The following is a 13787-nucleotide window of genomic DNA, read 5'->3' as shown; positions in this document are numbered from 1 at the left end:
GAAATAGTTATTGTACTTTTGACGTTAGCTAATTGTCAAATATTAGAAGCTTTTTTATGTCTACACCGGTATTGCAACTTCAAAACGCCTCCATTTTTCAACGTGAAAGCCTTATTCTTTCTGAAGTGAGCCTCACGATCAATAAAGGCGAGTTTGTGTACCTCATAGGTAAAACCGGAAGCGGTAAAAGTAGTTTTATGAAAACCCTGTATGGTGATCTCCCACTACAACAAGGTCAGGGAGTCATTGTAGACTTTGACCTGACGACTTTAAAAGAAAAGCAAATCCCATATCTACGCAGAAAACTGGGCGTTGTTTTTCAGGATTTTAAACTGTTGAATGATCGCACCGTCAAAGAAAATCTGAAGTTTGTTTTAAAAGCTACCGGCTGGAAAAACCAAAACGAGATGGACGACAAAATCGATAAGGTGCTGGATAAAGTAGGAATGAAAACCAAAGGCTTTAAATATCCTTACCAACTTTCTGGTGGTGAGCAGCAACGTGTGGCTATCGCGCGCGCACTCTTGAATGACCCAGAATTAATTCTAGCCGATGAGCCAACCGGAAACCTCGATCCGCAGACTTCTGTAGAAGTTATGGGGGTTTTGCAAGAGATTAACAAAAACGGAAATACCATTTTAATGGCGACGCACGATTATGCATTGCTTTTAAAATACCCTTCTAAAACCCTCAAATGCGACGGCAATAAAATCTTTGAAGTCGTACAAAAGACGATTTAGCGCCTATGCCCAAGATTGTATTGTCCATACTGATCTTGTTTTGCCTGACTGCAACAGCACAGCAAAAGTATATGGACTATAACAATCAACTCATTTCAGAGCGTGATCTCGAACAGCATTACAAGGGCAGAAACTATTTTGCTATTGAAACCTCCATTCCTAACGTTACTAAACTCATTTTAAGAACACAGGAAGACACGCTACAACAAGTTGAAAATCTCTACGCGCATCTTGAAGAAATTACGGGGCAGACTTTAGAACGTGATAAAATGCTTGCCATTATTTATTATCCGGGGCTTGACACTTGCAATGATAGAGGATCGATAAATTTTGGTACAAGAAAATTATGGTACAAAGAAATGGAGCGTAAACTCAATCGTATAGCTGATATTAATACTGTTTACATTTATAAAAACGATGAGGGTTTAAAGAAATGGAGAAAAGCCAATTGGACTGAAGATAAAAATCAAATCATTGAGCGGCTGTTTTTTAAATACCATTATCCCTGCGGAAGTTTTACCGTTGTACATCCTTCGGGGCATTATAAAAGCGGCTTGGGTGAATATTCTAAAAGCTGGGTCTGGAAGTTAACCGAAGAAATCGTTCAAGCGCATTAAGACTATCGCACTATCCATTCTCATACCCGTCTATAATGTTGCGCTAAACGATTTGCTCAAGCGCCTGATCCCCCAGACCGAAAAATTACAGATTGCCTTTGAGATTTGTATTGCTGATGATGCTTCTACAGATGCTGAAATTCAAAAAGCAAATGCGCTACTAGCAGAACAAAATCAGTGCATTTATACCCTATTCCACGAAAACCGTGGTAGAACGGCAACGCGGCATTTTCTTGCGGAAAATGCATTGTATCACAATTTGCTTTTTTTAGACGCAGATGTGCTTCCTACAAAACCTGATTTTCTTCAAATCTTTGAACAAAACCTAGGCCGTGCGCAAGTGATTTTTGGCGGAATCACTTATCCCAAAAATATCCCGAGCCCCGAACGCGCACTCCACTACACTTACGGAAAATCCCGCGAAGGCAGGTCGGTTTCCAAGCGCAAAAAAAAGCCCTACTTATCGCTGGTTAGTCAGCATTTATTGATCGAAAAATCGGTTTTTTTAAAATGTAATCCAGTCGAAGAAAACGCTTATGGCTTAGATCCTTATTTTGCTCACCGTCTAGAGCAGCAACAGGTTTCGGTTTTACATATAAACAACCCTACAACGCATTTTGGTTTAGAAACTTCGGCTTCTTATTTATTAAAAACACATCAAGCTTTACAAACCTTGGTGCGTTTAGAACACGAAGAAAAAATGCCTAAAAACTATCGGCCTTTACAACGTGTAGCCCAGCAGGTAGTAAAACGAAACCTTCAGCATAAAATACTGCGCCTTTTTAAAACGTACGAGCATCATATTCTCAAAAACCTCTGCGGAAACAATCCCAGTCTGCGACTTTTTGACCTGTACCGCCTTTGCTATTATTTAAAGCTAACTTTGAAAGATGAGAGCAATTAGCATCATCATTCCGGTTTTTAACAAGGAAGCTTATCTGGCGGAAACCATTACTTCTGTACTGAAGCAAACCTATACGCATTTTGAACTTCTTCTTATCAATGACGGCTCTACCGATGACAGTCTGAAAGTTATGCAGTGCTTTAAAGATGCACGCATACGCATCATTGATCAGGAAAATCACGGACTATCAAAAACCCGAAATCGCGGAGTAGCGGAAGCCAAAAATGAACTCATCGCTCTTCTTGATGCTGACGATCTTTGGTTGCCTGATCATCTGGAACACCTTGTAAGACTCTCCGAAAAGTTTCCGGATGCGCAGCTTTTTGCTACCGGGTATTGCGAACTTTTCAACTCCGGAAAAACGGTGAAACCGAAATTAAATACAGTTCACCAAGAGCCTTACCAAATCACTGATTTTTTTACAGAAAGTCTGTATCAACCCTTGGTGATTCCCAGTACACTCGCATTTACTAAAATGAGTTTCACACATCTTGGTGGTTTTAATGAAGCAACGACCTATTCTGAAGATGTTGATTTTTTGATCAGGGCCAACCTTCAGTTTAAAATGGCTTATGATCCTAAAGTAACCTGTCATTATCGCACCGGAGTCGCGGGGCAAATCAGTAGTTTGAACAAAAGTGATCTGCAAGTTCCAAAGTTTGGGCAACTCTTAAGGGCACATCCCGATCATCAATCCTTACATATTTACATTCATACCAAACGTTATTTCCTGTGTATTTTTTATAAAACTGAAGGTCGACTGGATCTGTTCAAAAAACTCAAAGCTAAACTAGATCCATCTATACTGAATAGTAAGCAGCGTTTATTGTTAAATGCGCCGCGCTTCCTGTTGATCAGGATAAGAAAAGTAAAAACGTTTTTACTTAAAAAAGGAATCAGACTTACTACTTTTTAAACTGAAGAAATTCAGCAAAATCCCGTATATAATCTGCCTCAATAAAAATTTCACTTGCGAGAACAAGGCAAATACCGCCACTTGAGAAGTTGTCCAATTCGCGCCAGTATCCATTAGGAATCAACAAACCTTCATCAGGTTTATTGAGCGTGTAGGTTTGTTTTTTAGTTCCATCGTGAATGAGCACATCAAAACTTCCGGAGAGCGCGATCAAAAACTCACTCTGTTCCCGGTGCGCGTGACCACCACGAGAAGCACCACTAGGCACATCATATAAATAGTACACTCGCTTGAACTCAAAAGGCAATATGTCTTTTTCCAGCACCGAAAGGTTACCTCTTCGATCTTCTATTTTAGGGAGTTTTATGCGTTTAATCATCATACAGCGCGTTGAGATAGCTTTGCCATTGCGGGGTTACTTGTGTGATGTCAAACTTACGAATACTCTTTTGGCTAGCAGCTTTAAATCGGTTTCTTGTGGGTTCATCAAGCGCCAGCCTGTTCATCGCCTCCTTTAAAGCTTCAAAATCCTGATGCGGAACCAGAATCCCATTAGTCCCATCAAGAAGTTCACGCGGACCGGTAGGACAATCTATTGCAATTACCGGAGTTCCGCACGCTAGACTTTCTAAGATCACCCTCGGAAAACCTTCAAAAGCACTGCACATAACCGTGAAAAGCGCTTGGGCTACATACGGTTCGGGATGTTTTACGAAGCCTTTAAAAATAACCTTTTCAGCAATCTTCAAATCTTCTGCAAGTTGTTGAAGCTCTTCAAGCATTTCACCGTGTCCCAATATATACAGGTCAATACCTAGTTTTGGCAGTTCACTTTTTGCATAGGTTATTATGAGTTTATCAAATTGCTTTACTCCTTTTTGTAACCTACCACTCGCTAAAATATAAGGCCATAGCATATCTTTCGGTAATGCAAATTCCTGCTGATATGCAGATACATCAATTGCATTAGGAAGCACCTTAATTTTTTTAAAATCGAAACACTGCTCAATGGACTGCTTCATAGCTTCGGTAAGGACACAGAGTTCCGCATTTTTGAAAAGTCTCTTGGCAACAAAGTCGGGCTTCGGAAAATAATAGTTCAAATGTGAACTGCGCACCATAAAGACGACTTTAAATCCCGGATACAAATACCGCTGAATGCAATATTCCTTTAACGCATTCCGCCGCATTCTAAAGTCCAGAATAACATCAATGTTCTGTTCTTTTAGGTATTTTTTAAAATGCTGAAAGCGTTTCAGTTTATTGAAGATGCCGTTGGTTCCATTCTTGTATTTCCCAAGATTATAAAGCCTACCTGAAAACTCATAACCTATTTTGTCGGTGATCGTGACCAGGTGTACAGCATAACCTGCTTCAGTAAGCATTTGCGTCAACAAAGCCGCCGAACGTTCTGCACCGCCGCCGGCGAGTGATTCAACGAGAATACAGATATTTTGAGGTTTTGGTTTCAGAGTTTGTGTATCTTTTCGCTTTAAATGTAGCGCATTTATGAGAATTCTTTTAGTAGGAGAATACAGCAATTTGCATAACAGTCTGAAGGCCGGCTTGCTCGCAAATGGGCACGAAGTCACACTCATAAGTACTGGCGATGCGTTTAAAAAACTTCCTTCAGATGTGCTTATCCAGGCCAAGCGCATTGAGGAAAGTCGAATACTGCAAACACTTAGAAAAGGAATTTTTAAACTGACCAAATTTGATCTTGCCACACTAGAAATAGGTTATCGTGCGCTCGATTGGCTGGTAGACCAAAGCCAGTATGACGTTATTCAGCTTATCAATGAATATCCTTTTAAAACACCGTATTTTATTGAAAAACGCATCGTAAAACGCTTACGGCAGCTTACACCAAAGCTCGTTATTTTAGCCTGCGGCGATGATTATATCTATTTGAATAACATTGATAAACTACCACATCATCCTATTTTACAACACCCGGATATCGACTTTCCGTACAGCGAAAAATACTTAACTGCGGCGCATAAAAAGTATCACGAATTCGTATTTGAGCTGAAAGATTTGGTCATCAGCACAGACCTGGACTATCATCCCATCTATAAAGGTCGAACAGATTATTTTGGTTTGATTCCAAATCCCGTAAATCTGGATAACTTCAATAATACCCAACCGGAAAAGCAAAACCGCATTGTTATTTTTCAAGGGGTTAATCGAAGTAATTACTATAAAAAGGGGAATTACTATTTTGACTCGGCTTTGTGTATCATTCGGCAAAAATTCAGCGATCGCATTAAGCTCATTTGTGTTACCAGTCTCCCCTATGCAGAATATATTGACTCCTATCGTGAGGCCGATATCATCCTTGATCAAACCTATGCCGAAGATCAAGGCTATAACGCGTTGGAGGCGATGGCACAAGGCAAAGTGGTATTCACTGGCGCCGGAGCATCGTTTTGTGAGCGTTACCAAGTAGCGCCCAATAGCGTAGCGATTCACACTATTCCGGATGCTGAAAAAATCGCTCAAGACTTGGAAGAACTTATTCTAAATCCCCAACGAATTGCTGAAATAGGAACTCGTGCTAAGCGTTTTGTTCAAGAACATCACAACTATTTGAACGTCGCTGAAAAGTATGTTAGCGCATGGAATAGTATTAAAAGTGACGACGCAGTTTCCGCTTCATCGGAAGCTCAAAAAAGCGATACAAAAAATAGCAAACCAACAGAATAAGCATAAAACTCAAACTGTAAAATTGCCAATCGGCAATTGTGATTCCAAAATGGTTCACGGCTCGTCGTGCGTATCTCAAAATGAGCTGATGCCAGAGGTAAAACCCAAAACTCAAATTGCCTAAAAAGAGAAGCACCGGTTTTGAAAGCAGTTTTGACAACGCACCTTTCTGCTGCGCAAAAACTCCGATCACAGCCAACATCGGCAACCAGTAATACACAGAATATCTTAGGACTTTCGGAAAAAGAGCTGCGGAAGTATAAAAGATCACAAGCAGTACAAGCGACCCACTTTCATACCAAGTAAATCTCGAATCGAACCTTCCGAAGGAAGCTTTCTTTAAAAGCTGATACAGCAACATTCCTAAAGCAAAATCAAAAAGCCGCAGCAACGGATTGATGTAGAAAAACCAGTGTTGCAGTTCCTGTGGAATGATATACATCAAACTTAAAATGAGTAGAAAAAATAAGCTAAAAAGGCCACAAATGCTTCGATGCGTATATTTTCTGAATCCACATAACAACACGGGAAACAGCGTATAAAAAAAGAATAAATCTGAAATACTCCATCCCAAACTGTTGAATGCAAAGTAATATTCGGCATTTGGGATAAAGCTTTGCAACATAAACAAATTTGCCACAAACTGAAGCATCCACTGTTCTGCATTACTCGCTAAAAATCCCAAACTCAACGGAACCGCAGCCAATAAAGTCAACACGTAAAGCGGATATAATCTGCTCAAGCGCAATTTTAAAAACCGGCTTAAACTGATTTGCTGTTGCGCGAAGCGATCGGCATACACATAAGACAAGATAAAACCGCTTAACGCGTAAAAAAAGGCGTGGCCTAAAGCACCCTGTAGCACGTTTATATGATGCAAAAACACCAAAAAAGCGAAAACAAATCGTAATGAGGCCAGAGATTTTAACACAACTTACCGAATAAAGCGTTTCGAAAAATAAACAACAGTACCAACAAATAAAGCACATAGCTCAGCAAATGCCCCATTGCCGCACCCACAAAACCATAATCTTGAATAAAGAAAACACTACTAAAATAAATAATACTCAGCGAGAGCACTTGCGTACCTATGAAAAGCCAAAATTTATTTTTTGCCAGCATTTGGTACGCGATCACCAAACTTGCGACTCTAAAGAAATCACCCGCCAACTGCCAGATAAAAATAGGCTGCATATCTAAGAAAGAAGGGCTATAAACCAACCGGATGATCCAGGTTTTTATAAAGTACAGAACGATCAATCCCGCTCCAAATAGTGGCAAAAACGTCTTGTAAAACCGAAATACTTCAGCTCTGAATTCCTTTTTTGATGTCGCAGCAGACAGTTTCGGTAAAATGTAAAGTGTAAGCAAGGTAGTCGCGAACATTAAATAATAATCAGACAACCTAAGCATCGCATCCCAATATCCTGCATTTTCTAGTCCGTCAACTGCAATAATCTCTTGGCGAATTGCGATGTACACCCAAGGAGAAACGATTGCAGAAAACAGAGTCATTCCGCCGTAAGAAGCTAACTTTTTAAGCATGGAAACTTCAATCTGTTCTTGAAGCAATTCCCTAAAAAGACTTCGCTTTTTAAAAACAGTGCTTAGGGTAATGAGTAAACCAATACCCGCGCTTAGCACCACGGCGAGCATCGCCCCATAAAGCTGATAGTTGACAATTAATATCGCACTAAGTGCTACACCGGCCACGTTGGTGATACTGTTGATCAGAATTACTTTTTTGTAATTACCAATGCCGTTAATGATGTTAAGCATTAAGGCATTGAGTGTGAAAAACGGCAGCACCACTGCAAATACCTTAATGATCGTGGTGTAGTTTATTTCAGCATTAAAAACTTGGGTATTGATGACTGAAGCCGTAAAAAAGAGCAAAACGCCCAAAAATACCGAAGCTAGAAAACCAACTTTCAAAACCGTACTTATCAGTTTTTGCAATCGAGTTTTTTCGTCTTTAAATTCGGCGCTGTATTTGATCACACCGTTGCTGATGCCCAATTGTCCAATGCTTTGCAACGAACTCATAAAATTGCGTAAATCGCCCAGCACCGCCATCCCGGAGGCCCCCAAATAAAAAGCGATTAGTTTTGAAGATACTAGTCCGCAAACCAAGCGTACACCAACACCCATAGCATTAAACGAACTGACTTTAAGCAATACGTTTTGTGTGATAAGTTGGCGTAAAAACTTAAGCATTATACAGATTTAAAACGCTGATGATTTGAGTCACTTCTTCTGCATCCAAAGTTGGATTTAACGGTATACTCACACAGGTTTGGGCCACCCTTTCGGTTAATGGAAATTTGAGTTGATTATAGGCTTTCAAAGCTTTTTGTTGATACGGCGGAATCGCATAATGCACCCCAAAACCGACTTCAGAATTTTTCAGATAACTGAGGAAATGATCTCGGTTTTCTACCAAAACGACAAAGAGATGAAAAACATGCTGCGCTGAACTATCCCAAAATGGCAAAGTTATTTGCGGATTGGTGATTTCAGCGAGATAGCGTGTTGCAATCGCTCTGCGTTGCAGGTTCTCAGCATTCAAATGTTTCAGTTTTTCACTTAAAAAAGCCGCTTGTAAGGTATCAAGACGCGAATTGAAACCGGCATAACTATTTTCAGCAAAAGACGTTCTCCCGTAATTGCGTAAGCTTTTAATAACCGTCATCAAAGCTGCATCATTAGAAGTTACTGCTCCGCCGTCTCCCAATGCACCAAGATTTTTAGTAGGGTAAAAACTGAAAGCTGCCGCATCACCAAAATTTCCTGCTTTCTTAGTATTGAAAGTCGCTCCATGCGCTTGAGCCGCATCTTCGATAAAAAGTAAATTGTGTTTTTGAGCATAAGCAGCAACAGCTGTTACCGGACCTAGTTGTCCGTATAAATGCGTGATCAGGATTGCTTTTATAGAAGAATTAGGCTCAGGCAACTGCTCCAAATCTATATTGAAAGTGGAGGTTTCAATCTCGACAAAAACCGGTTTTAAACCCGCGTGTATTACAGCAAGAACGGTCGCGATATACGAATTGGCCGTCAGCAAAACTTCGTCGCCTTCCTGCAATTTCCCTAGTTGTTTATAGCCTTCAAAAATCAATTGAAGCGCATCAAAACCATTGCCTGTTCCTAAACAGTAGTTGGTACCACAAAAGTCAGCAAACTCGTGTTCAAAGCAGGTTACGGCCCCACCAAGAATATAATCGCCCTGGTGCAACGTATTTTTAAAAGCAGCAGTGAGCACTTCGATATAAGGCGCATTGAGTTTCTTTAAATCTAAAAATGGAATCATAACACAACATTTTCAAGTTTAAAGCTATTCTTCGTCTGCAACCTATAGGTGCGCTGAATCCTGGTGCGTGCGCCAAAGGTTTCTTTCCAAAACTGTAAGCCAGCATTGAGTTTGGTTCCCGCCTGTTCATTTGAAGTGCCAAAATCGAAATACCACTTATGCGAAAAATGTTCCTCTATCAGCTGCTGAAATAAGAAGTCTAAAGTGCCCTGTTTTTTACCTTCAGGAGTTGCTGAAATATATTGCACGTGCGCCACCACTTGCGTTTCAAAAATAGTCGCGCCAGCCAAAAGACGGTTTTGCGCATCGCGCACTTCAAATTGATGAATATTGTATTTGAAACGGTTTGCAAGCGTTGTAATTTCTTCTAAAGAATGTGTGGGTTCGGCGTCGTGCTGTGATTCGAGATTTGGGATGAGCACTTGATTCCAGAAAGGTTCAAAATCGGTAGTTTTTTTAACCGAAAATTCAGCTTTTACAGCTTGATTCACTGTATTTTTTCGCGAACTATTCAACGGAATACGATTGCGGTAATCGATCACCGCTGCGGTTTCTGCCTTAATGAGTTTAGCTTCCGTAAGAAAAAGAAGGTAGTCCAGTTCGTCTCCCGGTAGCTCCTGATAAAATTGCGGTAGCATTTTAAGTTCGAGCTCTTCGATGCCGTTTTGCGAAAGATAATCAAGAAGTTCTTTAAACAACTCCATGACTTCTTTCAGTCTAATTTCAGCATCTAAAACGAGTCCGCCATACGTCAAACCTTGATGCGAATAAAGCGTAGCTCCCTCCCGATTTGCAGGTAATACTGCACGCAGTTTTTCCTCCTTAAAAATCAATAAACTGAAATCTTCAAAGCGGTCTTGATGGTATTCCATAAAATCCCGCTGAAACAAAAAAGACGTATTTTTTGAGCCTTTATAGGTTCCGTTTAGAGAAGCTACAAAGCGATCCCAGCGCGATTTATATTCCTTAGCATACGGTATGATCTGATACTCTGACAACGTGAAATTTTAAGGAAAAATACAAAAATAACCTCCGTTTGAAGCAAACAAAAAAAGCACCTTTTAAAAGGTGCTTTACGTGTATATAATAGTTTTCACTACTCAGTAACTGTGATGGTATATTTATCTATGGAAGTGATGTAAAAATTAGCATCTCCGCTAGATGCTTTATTGGTCACTTCAAGATAATCTTCTCCTGTAAAATCAACACCGGGAACATATTTAATAGTAAAAGCATCAAGCAAAACCTCGCCGTGTTCCGGTTGAACGCTTACTTCGCGACCACCTTCTATAGGTGCTGAATCACGATGTGCGACAATCAGCGTATCATTAATCGCAACTTCAAGTGCTGCAGTTGTTGTAGTAACTTCCGTATCATCAGCATTACATGCACTTAGTATTAAAAGACTAGCAAGTACTGCAAAAAAATTAAATTTCATCTATTCTGGTTTGTTGTTCATAAACTAGATGATAAACTACATAAAAGGTTGCGTTTTGACACACAATATGCTGTAAAAACAAAAAGCACCTCCTTTTGGGAAGTGCTTTTCTATTATTTAGTTGCTTGCGCTTAGATCGCTTTGCTGCGTTTGCGCTCGTTTTCAGTAAGCAAAATTTTACGTAAACGTAAGTGATTTGGCGTTACTTCAACGTACTCATCTTTTTGAATATATTCTAATGCTTCTTCTAAGCTGAATTTGATCGCAGGAACAATTTTTGCCTTGTCATCTGCACCCGAAGAACGTACGTTAGAAAGTTTCTTGGTTTTTGTGATGTTTACGGTCATATCATCCTGACGTGAGTTTTCACCAATTACCTGACCTTCATAAATATCTTCACCCGGATCAACGAAGAAACGACCACGATCCTGAAGTTTATCGATAGAATAAGGGATTGCCGTACCTTTTTCAATAGAAACTAGTGAACCATTTAAACGCTCTGGAATACCTCCTTTTAATGGCTGATATTCTTTATAACGGTGTGCCATAATTGCCTCACCAGCGGTTGCTGTCAATAATTGATTACGTAAACCAATGATACCTCGCGATGGAATGATAAACTCACAAACCATACGATCACCTTTAGCTTCCATACTCAACATCTCCCCTTTTCTCAAGGTTACGAATTCAACCGCTTTACCAGAAACATTCTCCGGTAAATCAATAGTTAATTCTTCAACAGGCTCACATTTAACGCCATCGATCTCTTTAATGATTACCTGTGGCTGACCGATTTGCAGTTCGTATCCTTCACGACGCATCGTCTCGATCAAAACAGATAAGTGCAATACCCCACGACCGTAAACCATAAATTTATCGGCGCTGTCTGTCTCCTCTACACGCAATGCAAGGTTTTTCTCTAATTCTTTAGTCAGACGATCTTTGATATGACGTGAAGTCACGAATTTTCCGTCTTTACCGAAGAAAGGTGAATCGTTGATCGTAAACAACATACTCATCGTAGGCTCATCGATCGCGATGGTTTTAAGCGCTTCAGGATTTTCAAAATCGGCAACAGTATCACCAATTTCAAAACCTTCAAGACCTACAAGCGCACAAATATCTCCTGCCTGAACCTCAGCCACTTTAATTCGACCGAGACCTTCAAAAGTGTGTAATTCTTTAATACGTGATTTTTTAATGCTTCCGTCACGCTTTACAAGCGATACTTGCATTCCTTCTTTTAACGTACCACGCTGCAAACGACCAATCGCGATACGACCGGTGAATGAAGAGTAATCTAAAGAAGTGATCAACATTTGCACCGTACCTTCTTCAATTTTTGGCGAAGGAATATGCTCCATTACCATATCAAGAAGCGGCTCAATATTTTCAGTTTGCTTTTGCCAGTCTTCGCTCATCCAGTTGTTCTTCGCAGAACCATAAACTGCAGGGAAATCTAGCTGCCACTCTTCTGCACCCAACTCAAACATCAAGTCAAAAACTTTCTCGTGCACTTCGTCTGGTGTACAGTTTTCTTTATCAACTTTGTTGATCACCACACAAGGCTTTAACCCTAAGTCAATCGCTTTTTGAAGTACAAAACGCGTTTGCGGCATAGGACCTTCAAAGGCATCTACAAGTAGTAAAACCCCGTCTGCCATATTTAAAACACGCTCTACCTCACCACCAAAGTCGGCGTGACCAGGAGTATCAATGATATTGATCTTAGTATCCTTATAGGTTACAGAAACGTTTTTTGAAGTAATGGTAATACCACGTTCACGCTCAAGATCATTGTTATCAAGAATGAGGTCACCGGTGTTTTCGTTTTCACGAAACAACTGGCAATGGTACATAATTTTGTCTACCAAAGTAGTCTTACCGTGGTCAACGTGCGCGATAATCGCAATGTTTTTAATATCCATAGAGGCCTTATTTTAAGGGCGCAAATATAGTGGTAATTAATGGATTATAAGCGACTTATTCCTATAATGTTTTGAGGTCCTAAAAAAGCTTAGAAAAAGCGCTAATATTTTGATTTTCAGGGTTAAAATACAACCATTTTTTAATGCTAGCTTAACTTGTTTTATCCCTTTAATCTTCAAGTACTAATTCTCACCTGTAAAAGAGACCTTTCGAAATGCATTTTCAACAAAAACATAATCTTCTACAAAGCCGTATCTTTGCCGCTTAAATTTATACTGATGAAACTTTCAAATATTCCCAAAATAAAACACACTGACGGTAACAACTTTTTTCTGCTTGCAGGGCCTTGCGCAATAGAAGGTGAAGAGATGGCACTTCGCATCGCTGAAGAGATCGTGAGCATTACCGATAAACTGAAAATTCCTTACGTATTTAAAGGAAGTTTTAAAAAAGCTAATCGTAGCCGAATTGACAGCTTTACCGGGATTGGCGATGAAAAAGCACTGAAGATCTTACGCAAAGTTTCAGAGACTTTTGATGTTCCTACCGTAACGGATATTCACGTAAATGAGGACGCCGCAATGGCTGCAGAATATGTAGATGTGCTACAAATCCCGGCATTCTTAGTACGTCAAACTGATCTGGTGGTCGCAGCCGCAGAAACCGGAAAAGTGGTCAACTTGAAAAAAGGACAATTTATGAGTCCGGAAGCAATGAAACATGCCGTAACCAAAGTGACTGATACCGGCAATGAAAATGTCTGGATCACAGACCGCGGAACGATGTTTGGTTACCAAGACCTTATCGTTGATTTTAGGGGGATTCCTACTATGAAAAGTTATGCTCCCACCGTGCTTGACGTAACGCACAGTTTGCAACAACCAAACCAAAGCAGCGGCGTGACCGGCGGTCGCCCGGAGTTAATCGGTACAATGGCCAAAGCGGGTATCGCTGCCGGAGTTGACGGTTTGTTTATCGAGACGCATTTTGATCCTAAAAACGCAAAAAGTGATGGTGCTAATATGCTTGACCTAAGTTTATTGGAAGGCCTGTTAACCAAGCTCGTAGCGATACGCCAAGTAGTGATCGACTAAAAAGTTTCGGTTTTAACATAATTCATATTTAATAATTAAAAGGTTCTCAAAAGCGCTGCTTTTGTAGAACCTTTATTTTTTCGGTCCTATTTTGCCAAATTCTAAAAATCCCTGGCCTTTCGGCATTAGGTAT

General features: G+C 40.2%; 14 protein-coding genes. 6 read left to right on the top strand and 8 right to left on the bottom strand.

Annotated features, from left to right (window positions below):
- Positions 1–56: 56 nt before the first annotated feature.
- Genes LDL79_RS13100 through LDL79_RS13085 form a run of 4 tightly spaced genes read left to right on the top strand, consistent with a single transcriptional unit; the run spans position 57 to position 3177 of the window.
- On the top strand, positions 57–740 hold the full coding sequence (locus tag LDL79_RS13100; protein ID WP_225598007.1) for a cell division ATP-binding protein FtsE: 684 nt from the start codon (positions 57–59) through the stop codon (positions 738–740).
- 5 nt (positions 741–745) lie between these two features.
- Positions 746–1357 (top strand): hypothetical protein, encoded by a 612-nt coding sequence (locus tag LDL79_RS13095; protein ID WP_225598006.1) that lies wholly within the window; start codon positions 746–748, stop codon positions 1355–1357.
- A complete protein-coding gene (locus LDL79_RS13090; RefSeq protein WP_317197769.1) occupies positions 1353–2261 on the top strand; it encodes a glycosyltransferase family 2 protein in 909 nt (302 codons plus the stop codon). The genes LDL79_RS13095 and LDL79_RS13090 overlap by 5 nt, the downstream gene beginning before the upstream one ends.
- Entirely contained in the window at positions 2248–3177 is a 930-nt protein-coding gene (locus LDL79_RS13085; protein ID WP_225598005.1) for a glycosyltransferase family 2 protein, read from the top strand. Before LDL79_RS13090 ends, LDL79_RS13085 begins: the two co-directional genes overlap by 14 nt.
- On the opposite strand, the gene LDL79_RS13080 is transcribed toward LDL79_RS13085, so the two are convergent.
- Both LDL79_RS13080 and LDL79_RS13075 read right to left on the bottom strand, forming a co-directional pair.
- On the bottom strand, positions 3167–3556 hold the full coding sequence (locus tag LDL79_RS13080) for a sugar 3,4-ketoisomerase (RefSeq protein WP_394372628.1): 390 nt from the start codon (positions 3554–3556) through the stop codon (positions 3167–3169). The two genes, LDL79_RS13085 and LDL79_RS13080, sit on opposite strands and share 11 nt — an antisense overlap.
- Complete coding sequence (locus LDL79_RS13075) at positions 3549–4718, bottom strand: glycosyltransferase (RefSeq protein ID WP_225598003.1); 1170 nt, start codon at positions 4716–4718, stop codon at positions 3549–3551. Before LDL79_RS13075 ends, LDL79_RS13080 begins: the two co-directional genes overlap by 8 nt.
- Here LDL79_RS13075 and LDL79_RS13070 point away from each other — a divergent pair.
- Entirely contained in the window at positions 4687–5883 is a 1197-nt protein-coding gene (locus LDL79_RS13070) for a glycosyltransferase (RefSeq protein ID WP_225598002.1), read from the top strand. The genes LDL79_RS13075 and LDL79_RS13070 overlap by 32 nt on opposite strands.
- Here the strand turns inward: LDL79_RS13070 and LDL79_RS13065 are convergent.
- The 6 genes from LDL79_RS13065 to typA form a co-directional block, all read right to left on the bottom strand.
- Positions 5807–6748, bottom strand: a complete 942-nt coding sequence (locus LDL79_RS13065; protein ID WP_262903802.1) for an acyltransferase family protein — start codon at positions 6746–6748, stop codon at positions 5807–5809. The two genes, LDL79_RS13070 and LDL79_RS13065, sit on opposite strands and share 77 nt — an antisense overlap.
- Positions 6749–6807: 59 nt before the next feature.
- On the bottom strand, positions 6808–8100 hold the full coding sequence (locus tag LDL79_RS13060) for an O-antigen translocase (protein WP_225598000.1): 1293 nt from the start codon (positions 8098–8100) through the stop codon (positions 6808–6810).
- The gene (locus tag LDL79_RS13055) at positions 8093–9193 is read right to left on the bottom strand and encodes a DegT/DnrJ/EryC1/StrS family aminotransferase (protein WP_225597999.1); all 1101 of its coding nucleotides are present in this window, start codon (positions 9191–9193) and stop codon (positions 8093–8095) included. Before LDL79_RS13055 ends, LDL79_RS13060 begins: the two co-directional genes overlap by 8 nt.
- Complete coding sequence (locus LDL79_RS13050) at positions 9190–10191, bottom strand: GNAT family N-acetyltransferase (RefSeq protein WP_225597998.1); 1002 nt, start codon at positions 10189–10191, stop codon at positions 9190–9192. Before LDL79_RS13050 ends, LDL79_RS13055 begins: the two co-directional genes overlap by 4 nt.
- Before the next feature lie 98 nt (positions 10192–10289).
- Positions 10290–10631, bottom strand: coding sequence for a hypothetical protein (locus tag LDL79_RS13045; protein ID WP_225597997.1), 342 nt, complete (start codon positions 10629–10631; stop codon positions 10290–10292).
- A 131-nt stretch (positions 10632–10762) separates the two neighbouring features.
- The gene (gene typA / locus LDL79_RS13040) at positions 10763–12559 is read right to left on the bottom strand and encodes a translational GTPase TypA (protein WP_225597996.1); all 1797 of its coding nucleotides are present in this window, start codon (positions 12557–12559) and stop codon (positions 10763–10765) included.
- Positions 12560–12838: 279 nt separating this feature from the next.
- Between typA and kdsA the strand changes: the two genes are divergently transcribed.
- Positions 12839–13654 carry a 3-deoxy-8-phosphooctulonate synthase gene (gene kdsA / locus LDL79_RS13035; RefSeq protein ID WP_072979958.1) on the top strand — a complete coding sequence of 272 codons (816 nt, stop codon included), beginning with the start codon at positions 12839–12841 and terminating at the stop codon, positions 13652–13654.
- The last annotated feature ends 133 nt before the right edge of the window (positions 13655–13787 follow it).

This window comes from Leeuwenhoekiella palythoae (assembly GCF_020310025.1).
Classification (GTDB): Bacteria; Bacteroidota; Bacteroidia; order Flavobacteriales; family Flavobacteriaceae; genus Leeuwenhoekiella; species Leeuwenhoekiella palythoae.
This window is presented reverse-complemented; position numbering and strand designations above follow the sequence as displayed.